The sequence below is a fragment of the Parabacteroides sp. AF17-3 genome, assembly GCF_003635445.1.
Classification (GTDB): Bacteria; Bacteroidota; Bacteroidia; order Bacteroidales; family Tannerellaceae; genus Parabacteroides; species Parabacteroides goldsteinii.
This window is the reverse complement of the sequence record NZ_QTMM01000005.1, coordinates 239,813-260,810: the sequence shown is the minus strand read 5'-3', so window position 1 is coordinate 260,810 and position 20,998 is coordinate 239,813. Positions and strand designations below refer to the sequence as shown.

Here is a 20,998-nt window from a genome sequence, read left to right as displayed (position 1 = left end):
CCTATCAATTAAAAGAATACACCAACACCTGCATTCAAATCTACATATTTAAAGTTCAAAGTATTACATCCGGCACTAACAAACACAGAACCGAATTTTACCATAAAGTCCAAGTCTACAACAACTCCTTCGTGAGAGTAATCTGTATTTTTAGCCCAGTCGTTTTTCTGTATACTAACATCATCCCAACTGGTCGTTTGATATTCACATAACAATTCCCGTTTACCATATCCCAAACCGACAGAAGTATATAGCCAGGGAGTACATTTAACGACAAGACCGGCAGAGGCTGCTAAACTGTTCACTTTCTTTTCGTTTGTAAATCTCAAGGATGTATTATCCGGATAACTTACAAATTCATCCGTTCCCCGGCATTCATAGGTGTAGTTATCAAATGACATATTGGTTTTAAAACGAGCATACCAACCGAACCTTTCCCCGACACCTCCAACGGTTAACCCATAAGGAGCTTCAATTGAAAAAGCATAACCGACAAAGAACTTCATGGGTTCTCTCGGCTTTTTTTCTTTTTGGGGTATATAAGAGATCAGCTCCATCGGCCGGCGAAGTTCTTCCAGACGATTACTCCAACTTCTGGCACGTTCCTCATTAGCCTGCGTCCCGATGCCTTCCGTATAATAATGGACCAATTGTGATATAGCTGTAGTATCACTCTCTATTGTCGCTTTGTCTCTCAGGCAATCAAAACATCGACTCATCAGACCACGCATAGACGAACGCATCTTTTTATTGTTTTTCCATATAGTTGTCAACTGATCAATGCTATACGAATCACATTGTATGACACCCTCTTCATACCACATTGTCGCCATCCTGTAATCCTGACGCCTCATTGCCTCGTCGCCTTTTCTGTTATATTCAGTTTGTTGCTGTGCCATCATATATCCCGGCAACACTGCAACAAATAAGATAAATATCCAAAGTCTTTTCATAAATACAATTAATAATAATCCGGTAAACGTTCACTAATCATTATACCTTCTGCATTATAAATATCGAACAGATCATCCTCTCTAAGAAACGCCCTATACCCTTGCTGGGTTTGATAGGCAGCCAAATACTTACATTTGATACGTTCTCTCGCATTGGCATCGATAGCTCCAAACTTTTGTGTCTCCTTTTTCTGAACGATCATGAGTTCCCCAAAAGGCTTCACTTCATCATACAGTGCTTTTCTGCCAGCCAAAAGTATCTCTTCTTCTTTGACTTTACGTTTTTCAATCAGACTAATCAATTCATCTGTCATCTTGATCTTGGCAGCCTTACTGAAATCAGTACCGGCATCGGCAATCTCCTCTGTTGCTTTTATAAAATCAGCCGCATTACTGGATGCATCCGATGCTGCCATTTTATTTTTACCGGAAGCGATCAATGCTTCAAACTCTGCATTCATCTCTGCTTCAGTAGGAACTGATGGTGCTGTTACCGGCTGCTTTATATCGTTAACGACAGGTTCGACTTTCTGCTTTACAGGATCGGTCTGTTTCGGAGTCGTTTCCGGTTTAACAATCTTCTTTTCCTGTGAGTCCGGTCGAACGCTGGCATTCTCTTTCTTTGATTCAGATTCAGGTTCTGCTTCAACAACTCCCGAAGTCTTGTTTTCGTCAATAACAACAGGAACAGTCGATTCTGATACAGGATTATTATTCCCTTCCGGAACAGAATTCAAAACTTCAGCAACAGGAGGAACAGCTTTACTGCGCTGCACCAAAAGAGCCACCGCTGAACCTATACTTGCAAATATAATAATTAGTAAAGAGATTAACGTTACTTTTCTTTTTTTCTTTTTAGGTACTGCTGGTATATCGACGTTATTCAGTACAGTCTCATCCCCTTCATCCTTTCCGGATTGAGGCAAACGGGTCGTAAACAGAATCGTTGTCTCATCTTCTTCGAAATATTCGGGGGAAGAAATATCTTTCTTTATCTCCTCTTCTTCAACTTCGGGAAAATCCAATGCAGCCAGCATTTCCGACATTGACTGGAAACGGTCAGCCGGAACAATCTCCATCGCTTTGATAATAGCCGCTTCCGTTTTTGCAGAAATGGAGGGATTCAAATCCCGGGGGGAAGGCAACGGACGTGCTGCACGAAGAATGGATTCTGTAGGAATCTTCCCCGTCAGCAGATTATACATGGTTGCTCCCAACGAATAAATATCCGGGCAAGGGGAAAAACTTTGCGTACCTTCATTATCATACTGTTCAATAGATGCAAACCCTTTCGATAAAGTTAACATCGTGGTACTCGTTTCCTGCTGCTCGATATCATACCGTTTACTCACACCAAAATCAATTAGACGCGCTTTCCCAGCCTGATCAATCAATATATTGCTAGGTTTGATATCCAGATGAAGAATATTCTTCTCATGGACAAACTGAAGGGCCTCTCCTATCTGACGCATATATCTGAGAACTCTCGCTTCAGGCATTATGCCCTCCTTATCCATCTTATATTTCAGACTATTACCTGAAATATACTCCATAGCAATATAGGCCGTGTCATTTTCTTCAAACACTTCCAATACATTCACAATATGGGGATGATGAACATCAGACAGGATTTTAGCTTCTTTGATCAGTTTCTCTTTAAACTTCTCAAAAAGAGCCCTGCCCGTTTCAGAATGAACCTTGACAGCGAAAGAGTCAGGATCTCTGTAACAGTAATCTTTAAAAAAATATTCTTTTACACATATAGGAACTTCCGTTTTGATCGTTCCTAGCGGTCCCTTAACTTCTGTATACCAAACGCCTTTGTAAGTTATACCAAAGCCGCCCTGACCAACTACATGAGTAAGTCGATACTTTCCGTTTTGAAGAGGATATCCGTTTGGCAAATTCATAACTTTCTCGCGCTATTCTTTTTAATCTGCCAAAATTACGTTATTTATATAAAAGAATAAAGGAAAGAGAGAATATTTTGTTTTATTCCGATAGATTCACCTACATTTTGAACTGGTAAAATGTAAAAAGAAAAGTTATCTCTGGTCTTTCCGCAACAGGCAGCCATAATACCGTCTTTGATGTCTTCCGGATTGTTATAAGTAGAGAAAATAGAAGAAAGATCTTCGTTTTTAAGTCTTTCCAACACACCGTCGGTACACATAAAGAAATAATCGCCCGCTTGTATATCCTTTAAAAGGACTACATCGGCTTCTGTCGGATGCTCCGATCCCTGTATGGCACGAATTATTACGTTTTTTTGCGGGTGGGTCAATGCTTCTTCTTTGCTTATTTTCCCCAGTTTGACAAGCGAATTAACCAGCGAATGGTCTTCTGTCTGATAAATAATTTCTCCCTGGCGGAACTGGTAAATACGGCTATCCCCAATATGTGCCAGTGTTATTCCCGAAGCTCCGACTGAAACCATCGTTAATGTGGTAGCCATACCCTTTGCTTCCGGATGATTTTTCACATAATCGTCAAAGCGTACCTCCGTGTAACCGACAGCTTTATTAACAAACTCTTCGGTAGGTTCATCCTCTAAGAAGGTGGAAAAGAATGTCTGAAAAGATTCACACGCTAATGAGCTTGCAATCTCTCCTTTTTCTGAGCCGCCGACACCATCGCAGACCAGAAATAATTTCTGATTGGAGTTTACCCTTTCCGGTAAGGGGTAAATAGAATCCTCGTTGTTTTGTCTACCGCCTTTTTCACAAACGGCCCAAGGCTTGCCAATCGTTATATTCATAGCACGAACAGATTTTATTCATTAAAGCGGAGAACCGTATGGCCGATAATGATCTCGTCATTGTTCTTAAGCACTACGACCTCTCCATTTTCAAGGTAATTGCTATTATATAACGTATGGTTTTTACTATTATTGTCAGAAAGAAAATGTTTATACCCTCCTTTCGGGTCTTTTTTAACTTCTATTCGTATATGCTCCCTGCTCATCGACTTATCAGCCGTTGCAATTCCTATTGTAGCGTTCGAAGCGTTAGATTTACGACCGATGATTGCAATACCTTCATTGAGAGGGAAAATTTGTTCCGGTGTAGCCGAATCTCCAACAACTGTAAGCTGTCCCGTACCATTCGAAACCGGATTGACAAGAATTGTATCCTGATCCGCATCAAATCCTTGTTTTCCCAGTTGAAGCAAAGAGACAGGAATCGGTTGTTTACACTTCGGACATTTAAAGGAGGTCAGATCGAGGGGAAGTTTCCCCTCGTCTACCTTTAATCCTACGTGACAATGTGGACATTTAACTGAAATCATAGCATAAATGATAAATCTGCTCCGTCGATATCAGTTGAGAAAGTATCATGCACGTCTGCATCCGACAAGAATATTGTGTCGTCAGATAATGTAATAAAATCTGAAACATCCATATTATCGTCATCAATCATTACGATACCAGATAAATCGTTTTCCCCATCCACATCTACAACTACCGCATCACTAAATACGGAGTCGTCACTGTCTAGTGTAACAAATGTGTATTCCTCCTCTTGCATACTGGTTTGAATTAAAATTATTCTTTCTGGAAACAAAAGTAGGAAAAGTAATGGATTAAATTAACATCTAATATTCTCTTATAATCAAAGGTTTGGGTTTTATGTACAAACTGTCCGCTTTTGAGATACGAAACAACTTATTCACTGACCCACTTTGCTTTACAGGAAGAAACAGGACATTGTTTCCTGTTCCTCAGAGATTCCCAGGGAATTTCCCCCAGAAAAGTACCGCATTTAGGACATACATAGTCTATTTTAAACCGGTTTGCAATATCCTGAAGCTGTTGAGGAGTCTTGGATGCCTGCTTTGCACCCAGGTAAATGCCTATCGTCGGGGCACAGATAGTTATAAACAAACTTATAGCCAAGAACTCCGGACTTCCTTTGCCCAGAAATCCGATCACAACGCCTATCACACCGGGCAGCGCAAAAGGAAGGGACTGGAATAATCTGGTTTTAAGCTGGTTAGCCGACTGTATCTTAACTTTTTCTTGAACATAATCGTCATACACTTTCTTCAGTGCAGCAAACTCTTCACTATAATCATTATTATATTTAAGCGCTTCAGTCAAGTTCAGCACATACCCGGTACCAAGAATAATCTTGTCCGTTGGTGTAATACGTTTCTTGACGATCTGTGAACCATTGACGAAAGTTCCGTTAGTAGAGCCGAGATCTTCCAACAACCAACAGCCATGATCCTCACGAACCAGACAAGCATGATGTCTGCTAACATGAGGATCATTCACTATAAAATCATTATCTTCAGCTTTACCGATTTTAATCTTCATCTTTCACTTCCTTTGGTTCTTCCGGTTTACCCATTTCCTTTTCCAGCGATTCTTTTAGTACTTTTAAAGGATCTTTGGATATTATAAGTTCCCTGGGCTTGCCTTCTTCTGTCAATAATAACAGTTTTTGCTTGGGTAAATTGATTTGCAGGATATGATTTTTATTGATGATGTGACTTTTTCCTACTCTCATTAATATCTTGTTGCATCCCTCTACCTGCTTCTCCAGTATCTCTTCTATCTTACCGATATTAATCGCAAACGTAAACTGGATTCCATTGGATAATAGTAATTTAGTATAATTTCTATCAGCTTCAAAGTAGAGTATCTGCCCTATCTTTATCCGTAACAATTCATCCCTCGTCTTAATTATTAAATACCGCTCCATACGTTGATATTGTTTTTTTAATTTTCATCAAGTAACAAATATACGGCATTTTATCTTTACCCCGGCTATATTTTATAAAGAAATATAAATGGGAAGAGGAATATTTTTCACAAATATTCCTCTTTCATTCCTAAATACTAAGCATTTTGCCTGGAATAAGTTTATGTTAAATTTCAATGCTTTTGCAGGTATAATTTAAAACAGGAAACTAATCTCACTCCAAAGTAGGATAAAGAGGATTGCCTGTTTCATCAACTTCAGTCCAGTTTTTTACATTCACACTTGAAAATGTAACGGTGTTTCCATCGATTATTGCACTAAATAAGTATGAATTACCGGCTTTTAATGTACCGTCGGGAACAGGAACATCAACGGTGTAAATTCGTGATGCACTTTCTCCGTTTGCCATTACCTCCAAAGTCAAAGACATCGGTTCGGATGTTTCCAGCGGGAGCATGATATACTGAGCCAGAAAACCATTTATACCCATTTTGTCCGGTCTGTCGAATGTAGTTGCCGGAGGTATGGTTCCCGTTGCCAAATCCATGCTTGCTCCCGGTTCCGGCGGAGTGATCGTTGCTGAAATTAATTTGTTTAATCGAATACTTTCTCCTTCCGATATTTCAATAACCACTTGTGTCGCTGCATGCAAATAGACAATCGGTATATTGATCTGTGAACTTGCCACATCCAGATTCGGATTATGCCACCAAAGGTAATCGATCCCATTGAATAAAGGTTCCGATTTTCCGGCCGAGAATGTAGGCGGTATAGTAGAAAAATTATCCGATACTGCATAAAAGTCAAAAATACCATTTCCCAGATACATTTTATATCCATCCACTCCGGTTAATACTCCGGGAGCAGAAGTGATGTATAATCCCTGTGCCGAAGGAGTTCCTTTTGTCCCGTTTTGGGTAGAGGGTTCGAATACTAGTACTTTGCTTTTTATTCCCTGATTCATGGGTGACATTGCACGTGTCATCAAATTACGACCTTCAATTGAAGCATTGAAGGTCACCAGGTTCGTTCCTTCCGTATTATTCCCTCCCGAAGGTTTATTCTCATCACCGACCTCCAGGATTATTGTGTTTTTGGAACATCCGGCAAAGAAGAAAATCACATAGATAAATACCAGCAATTGTGTTGTTTTGAGTAATTTAGTTTCCATAACCAGCCATTTTATAATTATTCGTCTATATAATACATTTTAAAACCTCTTTTGGTTCAAATGAGTGGCGGATATGATCTTATTTAATAAAAAAAGAGAGATACTCCATTGGATGGAATATCCCTCTTTTATCGAAGGTATAAAACCTGCATTCGATTTAATTCTTCATTTTTGCATTAATTGCGCGCACTAAACGCGTCTGAATTTTCATTAAGGTAGCCAGGTCCTCAGTTTCGAAATCGATATCAGAAATCTTAGTCTTTGTTTTCTGTTCTACAACTTCTTCTCCTTTCTTAGAACCATTTTCAATGTCCTTAACTAGCTCATCCAACTGAGCTTTAATTTTCCCAATCTTCTTTGAATAATTTACTGTACGTGCCATATAATTCTTTATACATTAATGGATAATATAAAATCATTAGTACAAAAGTAATTATTATTTGAAAATAAAGAAATAAATAACCAATAATACGTACATTTTAAAACGAATTAAGAAGGATATTCAAAAAAAATACCCTTCTTAATCGCATTATTTATTATTTTTTCAGATCAATCCTCAATAGCGGCCTGTGCTGCGGCAATACGAGCAATAGGCACACGGAACGGAGAACATGATACATAATTCAAACCTACTTTGTGGCAGAACTTAACAGAAGACGGTTCGCCACCATGTTCACCACAAATACCACATTTCAGATCCGGACGGATAGCACGTCCTTTTTCCGTAGCCATTCTTACCAGCTGACCTACTCCATTCTGGTCTAATACCTGGAACGGGTCTACCTTCAGGATCTTCTTTTCCAGATAAATCGGCAGGAAGGAAGCGATGTCGTCACGGGAATAACCGAATGTCATCTGAGTCAAGTCGTTTGTTCCGAATGAGAAGAATTCGGCAGAAGAAGCGATACGGTCGGCAGTCAAGGCTGCACGAGGAATTTCGATCATTGTACCTACTTTAAAGTCAATACGGTCTCCTACTTCGGCAAATAACTTTTCAGCAGCAGCACGGATTACCTTTTCCTGTTCTTTAAATTCATACAGAATACCGGTCAGCGGAACCATAATTTCCGGTTTAGCCACAATACCTTCTTTCTTCAATTCCAACGCAGCACCTAAAATAGCGCGTGTCTGCATTTCAGTGATTTCAGGATATGTGTTACCCAGACGGCAACCACGGTGGCCCAACATCGGGTTATGTTCGCAAAGCGATTCAACACGCTGCTGAATTTCTTTTACGGAGATACCCATTGCTTCAGCCATTTCTTCCTGACCTTTCTGATCGTGAGGAACAAATTCGTGCAAAGGAGGATCGAGCAGACGAACGGTAACAGGCAGATCATGCATAGCCTTGAAGATACCCTTGAAGTCTGCTTGCTGATAAGGCAGAATCTTCTTCAATGCATTCTTACGTCCTTCGGCATCTTCCGCCAGGATCATTTCACGCATTGCTTTGATCTTTTCGCCTTCGAAGAACATGTGTTCCGTACGGCATAATCCGATACCGCTTGCTCCGAATGCACGGGCAATCTCGGCATCATGAGGAGTATCTGCATTTGTGCGAACCTGAAGTTTGGTATATTTATCGGCCAGCTTCATTAATTCAGCGAAATCATCCGACAATTCAGCAGCCTGCGTTTCAATTTGTCCTTCAAAGATTTCTCCGGTAGAACCGTTGATAGACAGGAAGTCACCTTCTTTCAGCGTGATACCTCCTACTTCGATTGTTTTTTTCTTATAGTCGATATTCAAACCACCGGCTCCCGATACGCAGCATTTACCCATACCACGGGCAACAACGGCTGCATGAGAAGTCATACCTCCACGAGCTGTCAGGATACCTTCGGCTACAGCCATACCGGCCAAGTCTTCCGGAGATGTTTCGATACGCACAAGAACAACCTGTTTTCCGGCAGCATGCCATTCAGCAGCGTCGTCGGCAAAGAATACAATCTGGCCGGTAGCAGCACCCGGAGATGCAGGTAAACCTTTTACCAATACTTTAGCCTTCTTCAGCGCAGCCTTATTAAATACCGGGTGAAGCAATTCATCCAGTTTATTCGGTTCGATACGTGCCAGGGCTGTCTTTTCGTCAATCATTCCCTGATGCAACAGATCCATAGCAATCTTTACCATAGCAGCACCGGTACGTTTACCGTTACGAGTCTGAAGGAACCACAGTTTACCTTCCTGTACGGTAAATTCCATATCCTGCATGTCGCGGTAATGATTTTCCAGTTTCGTCTGCAAAGCATCCAGTTCCTTATAGATCTCAGGCATAGCCTCTTCCATTGAAGGATAGTTGGCAGCTCTTTCTTCTTCAGGAATACCGGCGCGTTCAGCCCAGCGCTGTGAACCGATTTTAGTGATCTGCTGCGGAGTACGGATACCGGCCACAACGTCTTCACCCTGTGCATTAATCAGGTATTCACCGTTGAACAAGTCTTCACCGTTACCGGCGTCACGAGAGAAACATACACCGGTAGCGGAAGTTTCACCCATATTACCGAATACCATAGCCTGAACAGTTACGGCTGTTCCCCACTCTGCCGGAATACCTTCCATCTGGCGGTACAGGATAGCACGTTCGTTCATCCATGAGTTAAATACGGCACAAACAGCACCCCACAACTGTTCGTAAGCACAAGTCGGGAAGTCGCTTCCTGTTTGTTTCTTTACTGCGGCTTTAAACTTTGTAACCAATGTCTTTAAGTCGTCGACAGTCAGTTCGTTGTCCAGCTTCACCCCTTTGGCTTCTTTCACCTCTTCGATGATTGCTTCGAATGGATCGATGTCTTCCTTGCTGGTCGGTTTCATACCCAGAACCACATCACCGTACATTTGTACAAAACGGCGATAAGAGTCCCATGCAAAACGAGCGTTACCGGTTTTACGTGTCAACCCTTCTACTACTTCGTCGTTCAATCCCAGGTTCAGGATAGTATCCATCATACCCGGCATAGAAGCGCGTGCTCCGGAACGGACAGAAACCAACAACGGGTTTTCTACATCTCCGAACTTGGAGTTCATCAACGTTTCTACATTAGCAATAGCTTTTTCAACGTCCGACTTCAGTAGTTCTACGACTTTGTCCTGGCCCAGTTCATAATATTCCGAGCAAACTTCTGTTGTGATAGTGAATCCCGGAGGAACCGGAACCCCAATCAAATTCATTTCGGCAAGGTTTGCACCTTTACCACCCAGCAGATTTCTCATATCTGCTTTTCCTTCGGCTTTTCCATTTCCGAATGTGTAGACTCTTTTTCTTTCCATGTGTCAGACAGTATTATGTTTATTAGATTTCAGTTTTGCTATCTCTACATTGCAATGCTGCAAATATATGCTATTTCAGAGTATGAAGGATATAGAAAGTTAAACAATTTTATGTGTTTTATAGCTATTCCTTATTATTCGTATTACCTAAATATGTACATTTGCGTGGGAAAAATTTAAAACTCAGATAAAATTGGCAAGAAATAAGAAGCAGTTACCCTTGTTGGAAAAGGTAACAATTACAGACGTAGCCGCTGAAGGTAAGGCGATTGCACGAGTAAATGAGAAAGTAGTGTTTGTTCCTTTTGTTGCTCCCGGCGACGTAGTAGACATCCAGCTCACCCGTAAAAAGAACAGTTATGCCGAAGGTAAAGCAGTGTACTTCCACGAATATTCTCCGGAACGTGCCGTTCCTTTTTGCGAACATTTCGGTGTTTGCGGCGGTTGCAAATGGCAACATCTGCCCTACGAAGCGCAGTTGAAGTACAAACATAAGCAGGTTATAGACAATCTCACCCGTATCGGAAAGATAGAAATGGAAGAGATTTTGCCTATATTGGGTTCCGAACGCACCACCTTCTACCGGAATAAACTCGAATTCACATTCTCCAACAAGAAATGGCTGACAGAAGAAGAAGTAAAATCCGGAGCCACTTTCGATTGCATGAACGGGGTCGGTTTCCATATTCCCGGCATGTTCGACAAAGTGCTGGATATACACAAATGCTGGTTGCAGAATGATATTTCCAACCGTATCCGCCTTTACATCAAAGAATATTGCCTGTCACACGAAGGATATCCTTTCTTCGACCTGCGGAACCAGGAAGGTTTTATCCGTACATTAATGATACGTACGGCATCGACGGGCGACCTGATGGTGGTTGTCGTATTCTACCATGAAGATAAGGAACACCGCGAAGCCCTGCTGTCTCATGTGGCAGAACAATTCCCGGAAATCACTTCCTTATTATATGTCATAAACGAAAAGTGCAACGACACGATCACCGACCAGGAAGTGCTGGTGTTCCGTGGTAAAGACCATATCATTGAAGAGATGGAAGGCCTTCAGTTCAAGGTTGGTCCGAAATCGTTCTATCAGACGAACAGTGAACAGGCTTATAACTTATATAAAGTAGCCCGCGAGTTTGCCGGACTAACCGGTAATGAAATGGTTTACGACCTTTATACCGGTACCGGAACGATAGCCAACTTCGTTTCCCGCCAGGCTAAAAAAGTAATCGGTATCGAATACGTTCCGGAAGCAATCGAAGATGCCAAAGTTAATTCGGCTTTGAATAAGATTGACAATACGCTGTTCTACGCCGGAGACATGAAAGATATCCTGACGGCAGATTTCATAAACCAACATGGCCGTCCGGATGTTATTATTACTGATCCTCCACGTGCCGGGATGCACGATGATGTAATCAACACCATCCTTTTCGCCGAACCGGGGCGTATCGTTTATGTAAGTTGTAACCCGGCAACACAGGCCCGCGATCTGAGCCTGCTTAGCGTGAAGTACGACGTGAAGAAGGTTCGTCCGGTCGATATGTTCCCACATACACATCATGTGGAGAATGTCGTTTTATTAGAGAAGAAAAAGTAACATATATAATAATGTATAGGAAAATCGTCTCCCTTTTGTGTATCACTTTGCTTTTAAGTAGCTGTTCCGGCAAGAAGCAAGAGCAGAAGGAAGACGATTTTGTGTCTATGGACCTCCCCCAGTTGAAGGCACAGGGCGAAATCACAGCTGTCACACTCTACAGTTCCACGTCTTATTTCCAGTATAAAATGGAGCCGATGGGTTACGAATACGACCTGATAAAAGACTTTGCCCGTTCCGAAGGACTGAAGCTGAATATCAAAGTGGCCGAAAATGCCACCCGCCTGATCGAAATGCTCGAAGCCGGAGAAGCCGACGTTATTGCCTATCCCATCCAGGTAAGCAATAACCTGAAAGAAAATTATCTCTACTGCGGACGGGAAGAACTCACCAGCCAGGTATTGGTTCAGCGTGCCAACAAAGGCGATACGATTCTTAAAGATGTCACCCAACTAATCGGGAAAGACGTATATGTGAAACCCGATACAAAGTATTACGAACGCCTTAAAAACCTGGATAAAGAATTAGGCGGCGGCATCCATATAAAAGACATAAAGAAAGACACGGTAACAACCGAAGACCTGATAGCGATGGTCTCGCAAGGTGAAATTCCTTATACCATCAGTGACGATAATATCGCTCGTCTGAACAAGACCTACTTCTGGAATATCAATGTCTCACTGAAAGTCAGCTTCATGCAGCGTTCTTCCTGGCTGGTTCGTAAGAGTAGTCCGCAACTGGCCGAAGCGATCAATGCATGGGCCTCGGATAAATCTGGCTCGCACGTCTACCGGGCAGTAGTGAAACGTTATTTCGAGCTAGGTAAGCAGCCGTTAACGGCAGATCTTCCCCCGGTAAAGAACGGGCATATTTCTCCTTATGACGATTTGTTCCGTCGGCATGCCAAAAACATCGGATGGGATTGGCAGCTGCTTGCCTCCATTTCCTATCAGGAATCCCATTTCAACCCATCCGTCGTATCCTGGGCAGGAGCCGAAGGTCTGATGGGCATCATGCCGAACACGGCAAAAGCACTTGGTGTTACTCCCCACGAACTGAAAGACCCGGATATCGGAATCCGTACGGGTGTAGATTGCCTGCGTAAATTCCGCCAGGGCTTTTCCGAGATTACTGACCCGCAGGAAAAGATAAAGTTTACATTAGCCTCCTACAATGCCGGCATCGGACATGTCTATGACGCTCAACGCCTGACCGAAAAGTATGGAAAGAACCCGAATGTCTGGGAAGATAATGTTGCCGAGTATATCCGCCTGAAAAGCGATCCCGAATACTATAACGACCCTGTCTGCAAACATGGATATCTCCGCGGTTCGGAGACATTCAATTATGTGCGTGAAGTGATGGAACGTTACAATTACTACAAGAGTAAGACTAAGCATAGTTGAATCACGCCAGATTCTCTGCAATCATCTCCTTTATGGCAAGTATTACCTTCGGATGACTTAGCGGTATGTCTTCAAAGACAGTCCGCAACTCTTCCGTACTCACTTCAAAAAGCTGTTCTCCCTTTTTATATGAAAAACAAACATTGATTTCCGGATTGCCGCTTATCAACATGGCGACTGTTCCGGGAAGGTCTCCCCAGGGAGGACAATCAATGTTAGCGGTTATAAAACAAGCTGTAACCTCCGTCCCCACCCCCGGTTGGGAACTTATCTTGACAAAACCTCCGGTCTGTTCCGCATTTTGTATCAGGAAAGGGATTCCCAGACCTACCTTTCGGGTCGTACGGGTCGTATAGAACGGATCCGTTACCCGGGTAATCGTCTCTGCATCCATTCCACAACCGTTGTCTGCAATACGGATGGTTGTATTCTCCTCATTTATAGCAATTTCCAATAAGATACGAGTCGCACCGGCACGAACACTGTTTGATGCTATATCCGTAATATGAAATGTAAGTGTATTCATCCTGATATTTATTTCCTGATATGCTGAATATTAAACTTTTTTCTCCTTTATTTTATAAAAGGAAGGCATGCCTTGCATATTGGCAAGTATAGCCTTACTTATATGTAGAATATACCTTACATTTATGTATAGTATATCTTCCTATTTTAATTATGCGGAGGAAAAGACTAAATGTTCCTGACTTTTGGCGTAAGCCATCCTGATGTTTTCGAATAAAGGTGCAGCGGCCCGTATCAAACAGGGCTTAGTCCCGATTTGTTCCGGATAATGGGCATCGGAAGCCGGATAGGATGTGTAGTTCGATAAATACTTCTGCTCCGACAAAAGCCGGGCGAAACGGGAAGCATCCGTATATTCTATTGCATCCAGCGATAATGACGGATCAATAAATCCCAACTGGCTGATCAGGCTGAAAGAAGGCCGCTCCACATGCGCAGCAACAAAAAGGCCGCCCAGTTCCTTTACAAATGCAGCCACCTGATTGACGTTCTGGTCGAGTGCGGAAAGCAATAAGTACGGGGCCTCTCCCATTATCTCATCTTTCCGGTTTACCCAGACCTGGTCACCAAAACGGTCGGGATCATTGGGAACAGGCGGTAGATGTTTCTCCAGATATTGCTGGAAAGCGGCACGGACTTCATCACTTCCGAAAAGGGCAATGCAATGCGCTTCCTCACGGGTACAGACTTCGGCTCCGGCAAGGACAGTCAATCCGGCTTCAGCTCCCAACGATTGTATTTCAGGACATTGCAAAGTCGTGTTATGATCGGTTATGGCAATGATATCCAATCCGCGGGCAAGTGCCGTTTCGACAATGACCGTGGGACTCATATCCAGGCTTCCACAAGGCGAAAGGCAGGTATGAATATGTAGATCGGCCCGGTAGAGATTCATCCGTTCTGTAACAGTTGATACACTTTTCCACTGATAACAAAAGCAGAAAGAGATGTTCCCAACAAAGGAATATCCTCGTCCTTCCCCTTTTGCAATGTTTCTTCATCCGGCGAAGCGCCATTGACAATCAAGACGGCGGCAGCATCCTTCAGCGTGGAAACGGCAACAATGTTCTGATGGGTTTGCATGGTGATCCACAACATACCTTCTTCCATATGTCCCATTACATCACTCAGCAGGTCGCTGGTATAGCCACCTTTGATTACCGTATCCAGATTCTCTTCTCCGCAAAAAACGGTAAGATTCAATTCTTTTACAAGATCACTGACCTTCATATTTAGCTCCTTTCTTATAACAGTCTTTATTTAAACGATCTTTTCCCCAGGTCTTTTCGACGAGGCGGAAGGCATGCTCCTGATCCAGTTTACCATGCTTCTCCATATTGCGCTGCATGAAAATGCAGTCGCTGAACTGCGCTTCGTGACGGACGATATCTTCTGCCAGGCTTTGGCAATTAGGGTTTCCGCAAGCGCCACAGTCGATTCCCGGCAGATAACACATCAGACGGCGCACCTGTTCCATCTTTTTCAGGACCTCCTCGATAGAACCGTCGTAGAGCAGCTTCGGGTTAGGCTGGAGCGGACGGATTGTGATGTGCTGCTTCAAATAAGCCAAAGCTCCCAATCGTTCAGAGGCATAAATGAGCGGTGCCTTATCACGTTTCATCGAACGCTTCATGATCCGTTCGGCCGTAAGGAAGCGGTTCGCAACGGCCAATACGCCTCCGGCACAACTGCGGTCGCAGGCACGGAGTTCCAGGAAGTCCACATTACGGACCTCCGTTGTCGTTTCCATACGTTCCAGGAAATCGATCACATTATGTATTTCGTCGATGGCCAGGCAACGGCCGGAGAAGTGTTTGGCCTCCCCTCCCGTCTGACTCCATCGCATTTCTTTCTTTGTCAGGGCGGGCGGAAGCACGCAATCCGGCTTATATCCTTTCGGTCGGTTTTGCAGGATATGGTATACCTTATTATATAGGGTATCCATATTGATCACGCCGTTAATGGTGGACGAATATCCGTCAGCGCTCTTCAAGGCTGCAATCTTGGCGGCACAGGGAGTGACATAAAAGAGGCCGATCTGATCCGGGGAATGACCTTCCTCCGTCAGTACCTGATGGTAATAGGTAGCAGTTGCATTCACCGGACTTTTCACCAGCAGGATATTATCGACCAAAGCCGGGAAGCGAATTTGTATCAGTCGCACAATCGCCGGACAAAAAGAACTGATCACCGGCTTTTCTTCGGCCTGTTCCATCTGTCGGAGCATCTCACGGTGAATCATATCGGCCGTAAACTCAACCTGGTAGACATGGGTGAATCCCAACTCATACAAGGCGCTGAATATTTCTTCTTCCGTCGTATATTTGGAAAACTGTCCGATGAAAACGGTGGGAACAAGCGCCACGCGACACTCGTAGTCGAATATCTTCTGGAAGTCGTCCTGCTCCACATAAATGGCTTCTGTCGGACATGCTTTCAGACATTCCCCGCAATCGACACACCAGTCTTTGCGGATTACGGCTTTCCCATCCCGGATACGGACTGCACGGGTCGGGCATTTCGTCATACAATGTGTACAACCGATGCACCGCTCCTTGTCAATCTTCAGGGCATGATAAAATTTAGTATCTTCCATGGTCTTCTACTCCTTCTTCCTGAACCAGGTAACCATGCGTACGATTGTTCCTACGCCTACCTCGCTCTCTATAGTTAATTCGTCTACATTCTTTTTCATATTGGGCAATCCCATTCCTGCCCCAAACCCCATTTCACGCACAGCCGGCGAAGCCGTGGAAAAGCCTTCCTGCATGGCTTGCGGAATATCCGGAATGCCGGGACCTTCATCTTTCAATGTCAGCGTAATCTTATCCGCATCCAGTTCTGCCGCCACTTTCCCGCGCCAGGCATGGGCAACAACGTTCACTTCCGCTTCATAGAGCGCCACGACCACTCTCTTGATGACACGGGAATCGATCGATAACTGTTTCAGTATCTTCTTTATCTGGCTGGAAGCATATCCGGCCTTCGAGAAGTTTCCTCCTTCCAATTCAAACGTTAGCTGCATATCCTCTCCTTTCTTTAATAGACCGGCACAAGACCGCTGCAATACAACTCGCCAGCCACATGATACATGGAATGACAGGTTTCAAGCAAGATCATATTGTTCTCGGACGCAAGTTGCAACATCTCCGGCGTAGCTTTCTTGCCACGGACGAAAAGGATACAATCGACATCGGCCATTTCGGCTGTACGGATCGTTTGCAAATTGCAAAGTCCAGTAATGAGAATCATTTCATCACAGCACAATGTCAGAACGTCGCTCATCAGGTCGCTGGCAAAAGCACATTGTACTTCATGGCCCAGCTTATCGTTTCCACATGCCACGGTCGCATCGGTAAGTTCTTGTATTTGCTGAATCTTCATAATCGCATGCAAGGTTTAATTTCGTGATGCCAATGTAAGAAATATTTTTTAATAGATGTCTGTTAGTCTATATTAATTACTATCTTTGTTCCAAAACGAAGATAAGCTGCGCCTCGACATAAAAAATGAACTCGTTCATTTTATTCTGTTCTCAGCTTGCATTATCTTTGGTAGCAATAAATAAAATTCTATTCTTATGTTTAGTAAAGAAACCTATATGGGCCGCCGGGCCAAACTAAAACAGACAATAGGTTCAGGCCTGTTGCTTTTCCTCGGAAACGATGAGTCGGGAATGAATTATGCAGACAACACCTATCACTTCCGCCAGGATTCCACGTTCCTGTATTTCTTCGGGCTTCCTTATGCCGGTCTGTCCGCCATTATTGATATTGACAATGATAAAGAAATCATTTTCGGTGACGAACTGACGATCGATGCAATCGTATGGATGGGAACTCAACCGACACTGAAGGAGAAAAGCGAAGCAGCCGGTATCACCGAAGTTCGTCCCTTCAAGGAAATTGAATCGTATCTGAAAGCAGCACAACAGAAAAGCCAGCGTATCCATTACCTGCCGACTTACCGTGCGGAACATCAGATCAAACTGTTCCAATGGCTGGGTATCGTGCCGGGAACGGAACAACCTTCGGTGCCTTTCATCTTCGGCGTAGTAAATCAGCGTAATTATAAGACTGCGGAAGAGATTGTCGAAATCGAAAAGGCTTGTGTGGTTACTGCCGACATGCATCTGACTGCCATGCGCACCGTACGTCCGGGAATCCGTGAGAGTGAGGTGGCTGCTGCCGTGGCTGAAGTGGCTTATGCGAATGACTATCAACTCTCCTTCCCCATTATCGCAACGATCAACGGGCAGACGCTGCATAACCATGATCATAGTAATATGATTAAGAGTGGCGATATGTTGCTGCTCGATGCCGGTGCGGAAACGGAAATGGGATATGCGGGTGATATGTCTTCTACCATTCCGGCTGATTCCAAATTCACGACTCGCCAGAAAGATATTTATGATATTCAGGTAGCGGCTCACGAAGCGGCTGTTGCAGCATTGCGTCCAGGTATTCCTTTCGTCGATGTGTACGAACTATCCTGCAAAGTCATTATGGAAGGTTTGAAGGATCTTGGTTTTGTCAAAGGCGATCCGATGGAAGCTGTAAAGGCCGGAGCTCATGCAATGTTCATGCCTTGTGGCCTGGGACACATGATGGGATTGGATGTACATGATATGGAAAACCTGGGTGAAGTATATGTGGGATACGACGGACAACCGAAGAGTACTGAGTTCGGCCGTAAGTCTCTCCGCCTGGGACGTAAACTGGAACCGGGATTCGTTCTTACTATCGAGCCGGGTGTCTACTTTATCCCTGAATTGATGGATCTTTGGAGAAGCCAGAATAAGTTCACCGAATTTATCAATTATGAAAAGCTGGTAACTTACAAAGACTTCAGCGGTATCCGCAACGAAGAAGATTATCTGATTACAGAAGACGGTGCCCGTCTGTTAGGAAAGAAGATTCCTTTACACACGGAAGAAGTGGAAGCACTGCGGTAAATAAGAAATAGTTGAATATAAAACAAAACGCCCCGTAAAGATTAGAGATGCTTTACGGGGCGTTTATATTTCTAGTCGTTACCTGATCAATAAGCAAACATATCTGCATTAACCGGCAGTTCTTTGCCATCAGCCGTCAAAACCTTTAGCTGAAGCATACCGCCATTATGGTCGAAATACTTAACTTCAATCGGATGAAGTCCCTTTGCCAATGCTTTCTGTCCGGTTACTTCACGGGGTGAATGAGGACCGTCATTGTCAACAACCAATTCTCCGTTAATCTTCAATGTACTGCCATCGTCAGACAACAGGTTGAAAGTATAAATACCATCTTCCGGAGCATTGAAATATCCTGTAACGACCAAACCGATATTACCTTTCACTTCTTTCGGGATAGTCACTTCAGATATTTCATACGTACCGTTTACCGGAGCATTATCAATATCGGCACATTTGTTACCTTTAAACTCATGCCATACAGCCTGCAAACCTTTCTTGGAAGGTGTAGCATCCGCAGCCGGAGCATATTCGCTCTTAACGTAACGCGTCTTCACGATATCACCTTTCTTACCGTTCGGACGGAAAGAGCGGAAAGTGAAGTCTGTCGTTTCCGTAACCTTGATCGGACCGTTATACTGAGGCGATTCCAAAGTCGGGATGCTGCCATCCGTTGTATAATGGATTTCAACACTTGGATCAAGACAAGTAATTGCCACTGTACCTTCACCGATAAATGCATTTGTGTTGTTGAATCCTTCCAGGTCCGGCATACGGTAATTTACATTCATGATATTCAAACGCGGGAATTGCTTTACCAGTCTTTCTTTAAATCCATCCCAGCTTTTTACGGAAGGATCGCTCCAGGCCAGTTCTGCCAATGCCATCATACGGGGCATAATCATATATTGTATCCGTTCGCGAGATGGGATATATTCACACCAGAGATTTGCCTGCATACCCAAAATCAATGCTTTCTGTGCATCATTCAACGATTCAAGCATCGGATTGTAATTGTATACACCGGACAATGAATTTTTATCCTGCTGATAGTCAAAATAGAAATTAGCATTCGGAGTCATGATTGCATGGTTGCCTTGTGCCGTTGCGTCAGGAACTGCGTTCGGACTCCAGGTACGCCACCACATGATTGTTGCCGTCGGAGACAAACCGCCTTCCAGGATTTCATCCCAGCCGATCATTTCTTTTCCGTTATCATTAAAGAACTTCTCCATGTTATGAACAAACCAGGACTGCAACTCTTCTTCTGTCTTCAGCCCGTTATCTTTCATTCGCTTCTGGCAATCCGGACATTTCTTCCAGTTCGTTTTTTCTACTTCATCGGCTCCCAGATGGATATATTTATAAGGGAAAAGCGGAATGATTTCGCTATAAACATTCTTACAAAACTCAAGAGCCGAGTCTTTACCCGGACAAACCGGAGAAGAAAAAGTCGTTCCCCACCCTGTCTGATTAAAACAAGAAACACCTGAATAATTACTTACCGCCGCCAGCATATGTCCCGGCATGTCTATTTCCGGAACGACATCGATACCACGTACACCGGCATATTCAACGATTTCTTTAATATCTTGCTGGGTATAGAAACCACCATACAAAGTATCGCCCTGAGTGATACGTAACTTTTCAGCCGGAATTTCATAATCGGGATTATCCTGCTCTTTTGTTAATCTCATACACTCCCGGTCATGATTGTTAAAGGTACGCCAAGCCCCTTTCTCTGTCAGCAACGGGTATTTCTTTATTTCGATACGCCATCCCTGGTCGTCGGTCAGATGCCAGTGGAATTTGTTCAGTTTGTAAAGAGCCATCATATCCAACAGTTCCTTCACTTCTTCTTTAGTAGAGAAATGACGGGAAACATCCAACATCAACCCTCTCCAACCGAAACGGGGTGCATCAGTGATCTGAACAGCCGGAACACTCCAATTAATATCCTTTACCATCGCTGGCGACTCTATCTCTGCCGGCAAAAGCTGGCGAAGGGATTCAATACCGGAAATAACACCGCCATAGGTATTTCCCTTGATCTGAACTTTACCGGAAGTAACGTCTAAAGAATAGGCACCTTCATTTTGACCGGCAATATCACTTACAGCCAAAGATATATCACCGTCTCCCTCGCGTACATTATATATATAGCCGGTTGAACGGGATAAAAGGCCGGAAAGATAGTTTGCAGCCGGCAATAACTGCTTATCGGCAACACCGATTGTCATGCCATCTTTCAAAGTAAACTGCCCATTGGCATTCTTAATCTCTTTGGGAATAGGAATAATAGAAACATCATGTGCCACAGGGGTCGTGGGTGAACATGAACTCAGCATTAAAGCTCCGGTCAGGGAACATGCTGCGATAAACTGTTTGTACATTTTAATGTGTTTAT

20 protein-coding genes are annotated in these 20,998 nt (G+C 43.5%); 3 read left to right on the top strand and 17 right to left on the bottom strand.

Annotation, left to right across the window (positions count from 1 at the left end; genetic code table 11):
* Positions 1-8: 8 nt before the first annotated feature.
* From DWW91_RS08740 to ppdK, 10 genes are all read right to left on the bottom strand, one after another.
* Complete coding sequence (locus DWW91_RS08740) at positions 9-953, bottom strand: hypothetical protein (RefSeq protein WP_122327486.1); 945 nt, start codon at positions 951-953, stop codon at positions 9-11.
* 8 nt (positions 954-961) lie between these two features.
* On the bottom strand, positions 962-2,863 hold the full coding sequence (locus DWW91_RS08735; RefSeq protein ID WP_122327485.1) for a serine/threonine-protein kinase: 1,902 nt from the start codon (positions 2,861-2,863) through the stop codon (positions 962-964).
* Positions 2,864-2,907: 44 nt separating this feature from the next.
* Entirely contained in the window at positions 2,908-3,711 is an 804-nt protein-coding gene (locus tag DWW91_RS08730; RefSeq protein WP_007656780.1) for a PP2C family serine/threonine-protein phosphatase, read from the bottom strand.
* A 14-nt stretch (positions 3,712-3,725) separates the two neighbouring features.
* Complete coding sequence (locus tag DWW91_RS08725) at positions 3,726-4,241, bottom strand: FHA domain-containing protein (RefSeq protein ID WP_122327484.1); 516 nt, start codon at positions 4,239-4,241, stop codon at positions 3,726-3,728.
* On the bottom strand, positions 4,238-4,480 hold the full coding sequence (locus DWW91_RS08720; RefSeq protein ID WP_007656785.1) for a hypothetical protein: 243 nt from the start codon (positions 4,478-4,480) through the stop codon (positions 4,238-4,240). The genes DWW91_RS08725 and DWW91_RS08720 overlap by 4 nt, the downstream gene beginning before the upstream one ends.
* Positions 4,481-4,617: 137 nt before the next feature.
* Positions 4,618-5,271: an FHA domain-containing protein gene (locus tag DWW91_RS08715; protein ID WP_122327483.1), complete on the bottom strand. Its 654-nt coding sequence runs from the start codon at positions 5,269-5,271 to the stop codon at positions 4,618-4,620.
* Positions 5,261-5,659, bottom strand: a complete 399-nt coding sequence (locus DWW91_RS08710) for a LytTR family DNA-binding domain-containing protein (RefSeq protein ID WP_007656787.1) — start codon at positions 5,657-5,659, stop codon at positions 5,261-5,263. Before DWW91_RS08710 ends, DWW91_RS08715 begins: the two co-directional genes overlap by 11 nt.
* Positions 5,660-5,873: 214 nt before the next feature.
* Positions 5,874-6,830 carry a fimbrillin family protein gene (locus tag DWW91_RS08705; RefSeq protein ID WP_122327482.1) on the bottom strand — a complete coding sequence of 319 codons (957 nt, stop codon included), beginning with the start codon at positions 6,828-6,830 and terminating at the stop codon, positions 5,874-5,876.
* A 157-nt stretch (positions 6,831-6,987) separates the two neighbouring features.
* Positions 6,988-7,212, bottom strand: a complete 225-nt coding sequence (locus DWW91_RS08700; RefSeq protein ID WP_007656790.1) for a hypothetical protein — start codon at positions 7,210-7,212, stop codon at positions 6,988-6,990.
* Positions 7,213-7,379: 167 nt separating this feature from the next.
* Complete coding sequence (gene ppdK / locus DWW91_RS08695) at positions 7,380-10,100, bottom strand: pyruvate, phosphate dikinase (RefSeq protein ID WP_122327481.1); 2,721 nt, start codon at positions 10,098-10,100, stop codon at positions 7,380-7,382.
* Positions 10,101-10,293: 193 nt separating this feature from the next.
* Here ppdK and rlmD point away from each other — a divergent pair, with 193 nt between their 5' ends.
* The gene (rlmD, locus tag DWW91_RS08690; RefSeq protein ID WP_122327480.1) at positions 10,294-11,709 is read left to right on the top strand and encodes a 23S rRNA (uracil(1939)-C(5))-methyltransferase RlmD; all 1,416 of its coding nucleotides are present in this window, start codon (positions 10,294-10,296) and stop codon (positions 11,707-11,709) included.
* Positions 11,710-11,720: 11 nt separating this feature from the next.
* Positions 11,721-13,115 (top strand): transglycosylase SLT domain-containing protein, encoded by a 1,395-nt coding sequence (locus tag DWW91_RS08685; protein WP_122327479.1) that lies wholly within the window; start codon positions 11,721-11,723, stop codon positions 13,113-13,115.
* A gap of 1 nt (position 13,116) precedes the next feature.
* On the opposite strand, the gene DWW91_RS08680 is transcribed toward DWW91_RS08685, so the two are convergent.
* The 6 genes from DWW91_RS08680 to DWW91_RS08655 form a co-directional block, all read right to left on the bottom strand.
* Positions 13,117-13,641, bottom strand: a complete 525-nt coding sequence (locus DWW91_RS08680; protein WP_122327478.1) for a HAMP domain-containing sensor histidine kinase — start codon at positions 13,639-13,641, stop codon at positions 13,117-13,119.
* A gap of 150 nt (positions 13,642-13,791) precedes the next feature.
* A complete protein-coding gene (locus tag DWW91_RS08675; protein ID WP_122327477.1) occupies positions 13,792-14,535 on the bottom strand; it encodes a PHP domain-containing protein in 744 nt (247 codons plus the stop codon).
* Positions 14,532-14,870 carry a DRTGG domain-containing protein gene (locus DWW91_RS08670; protein ID WP_007656800.1) on the bottom strand — a complete coding sequence of 113 codons (339 nt, stop codon included), beginning with the start codon at positions 14,868-14,870 and terminating at the stop codon, positions 14,532-14,534. Before DWW91_RS08670 ends, DWW91_RS08675 begins: the two co-directional genes overlap by 4 nt.
* Positions 14,857-16,236 carry a [Fe-Fe] hydrogenase large subunit C-terminal domain-containing protein gene (locus tag DWW91_RS08665; RefSeq protein ID WP_048315698.1) on the bottom strand — a complete coding sequence of 460 codons (1,380 nt, stop codon included), beginning with the start codon at positions 16,234-16,236 and terminating at the stop codon, positions 14,857-14,859. The genes DWW91_RS08670 and DWW91_RS08665 overlap by 14 nt, the downstream gene beginning before the upstream one ends.
* Positions 16,237-16,242: 6 nt before the next feature.
* On the bottom strand, positions 16,243-16,665 hold the full coding sequence (locus DWW91_RS08660; protein ID WP_007656804.1) for an anti-sigma regulatory factor: 423 nt from the start codon (positions 16,663-16,665) through the stop codon (positions 16,243-16,245).
* Between the two features lie 14 nt (positions 16,666-16,679).
* Positions 16,680-17,024, bottom strand: coding sequence for a hypothetical protein (locus DWW91_RS08655; RefSeq protein WP_007656807.1), 345 nt, complete (start codon positions 17,022-17,024; stop codon positions 16,680-16,682).
* Between the two features lie 196 nt (positions 17,025-17,220).
* Here DWW91_RS08655 and DWW91_RS08650 point away from each other — a divergent pair, with 196 nt between their 5' ends.
* Positions 17,221-18,594, top strand: coding sequence for an aminopeptidase P family protein (locus tag DWW91_RS08650; RefSeq protein WP_007656811.1), 1,374 nt, complete (start codon positions 17,221-17,223; stop codon positions 18,592-18,594).
* Between the two features lie 86 nt (positions 18,595-18,680).
* Here DWW91_RS08650 and DWW91_RS08645 read toward each other — a convergent pair whose 3' ends face one another.
* Positions 18,681-20,984, bottom strand: coding sequence for a family 20 glycosylhydrolase (locus DWW91_RS08645; RefSeq protein ID WP_122327476.1), 2,304 nt, complete (start codon positions 20,982-20,984; stop codon positions 18,681-18,683).
* Between the last annotated feature and the right edge of the window lie 14 nt (positions 20,985-20,998).

Excerpts from the sequence above, each read along its gene's own strand:
- DWW91_RS08710 (WP_007656787.1), bottom strand. The coding sequence starts at position 5,659 with ATGGAGCGGTATTTAATAATTAAGACGAGGGATGAATTGTTACGGATA.
- DWW91_RS08740 (WP_122327486.1), bottom strand. The coding sequence starts at position 953 with ATGAAAAGACTTTGGATATTTATCTTATTTGTTGCAGTGTTGCCGGGA.
- DWW91_RS08670 (WP_007656800.1), bottom strand. The coding sequence starts at position 14,870 with ATGAAGGTCAGTGATCTTGTAAAAGAATTGAATCTTACCGTTTTTTGC.
- DWW91_RS08735 (WP_122327485.1), bottom strand. The coding sequence starts at position 2,863 with ATGAATTTGCCAAACGGATATCCTCTTCAAAACGGAAAGTATCGACTT.
- DWW91_RS08675 (WP_122327477.1), bottom strand. The coding sequence starts at position 14,535 with ATGAATCTCTACCGGGCCGATCTACATATTCATACCTGCCTTTCGCCT.
- DWW91_RS08660 (WP_007656804.1), bottom strand. The coding sequence starts at position 16,665 with ATGCAGCTAACGTTTGAATTGGAAGGAGGAAACTTCTCGAAGGCCGGA.
- DWW91_RS08685 (WP_122327479.1), top strand. The coding sequence starts at position 11,721 with ATGTATAGGAAAATCGTCTCCCTTTTGTGTATCACTTTGCTTTTAAGT.
- DWW91_RS08730 (WP_007656780.1), bottom strand. The coding sequence starts at position 3,711 with ATGAATATAACGATTGGCAAGCCTTGGGCCGTTTGTGAAAAAGGCGGT.
- DWW91_RS08680 (WP_122327478.1), bottom strand. The coding sequence starts at position 13,641 with ATGAATACACTTACATTTCATATTACGGATATAGCATCAAACAGTGTT.
- DWW91_RS08655 (WP_007656807.1), bottom strand. The coding sequence starts at position 17,024 with ATGAAGATTCAGCAAATACAAGAACTTACCGATGCGACCGTGGCATGT.
- DWW91_RS08720 (WP_007656785.1), bottom strand. The coding sequence starts at position 4,480 with ATGCAAGAGGAGGAATACACATTTGTTACACTAGACAGTGACGACTCC.
- DWW91_RS08705 (WP_122327482.1), bottom strand. The coding sequence starts at position 6,830 with ATGGAAACTAAATTACTCAAAACAACACAATTGCTGGTATTTATCTAT.
- DWW91_RS08650 (WP_007656811.1), top strand. The coding sequence starts at position 17,221 with ATGTTTAGTAAAGAAACCTATATGGGCCGCCGGGCCAAACTAAAACAG.
- DWW91_RS08645 (WP_122327476.1), bottom strand. The coding sequence starts at position 20,984 with ATGTACAAACAGTTTATCGCAGCATGTTCCCTGACCGGAGCTTTAATG.
- DWW91_RS08665 (WP_048315698.1), bottom strand. The coding sequence starts at position 16,236 with ATGGAAGATACTAAATTTTATCATGCCCTGAAGATTGACAAGGAGCGG.
- DWW91_RS08700 (WP_007656790.1), bottom strand. The coding sequence starts at position 7,212 with ATGGCACGTACAGTAAATTATTCAAAGAAGATTGGGAAAATTAAAGCT.
- ppdK (WP_122327481.1), bottom strand. The coding sequence starts at position 10,100 with ATGGAAAGAAAAAGAGTCTACACATTCGGAAATGGAAAAGCCGAAGGA.
- DWW91_RS08725 (WP_122327484.1), bottom strand. The coding sequence starts at position 4,241 with ATGATTTCAGTTAAATGTCCACATTGTCACGTAGGATTAAAGGTAGAC.
- DWW91_RS08715 (WP_122327483.1), bottom strand. The coding sequence starts at position 5,271 with ATGAAGATTAAAATCGGTAAAGCTGAAGATAATGATTTTATAGTGAAT.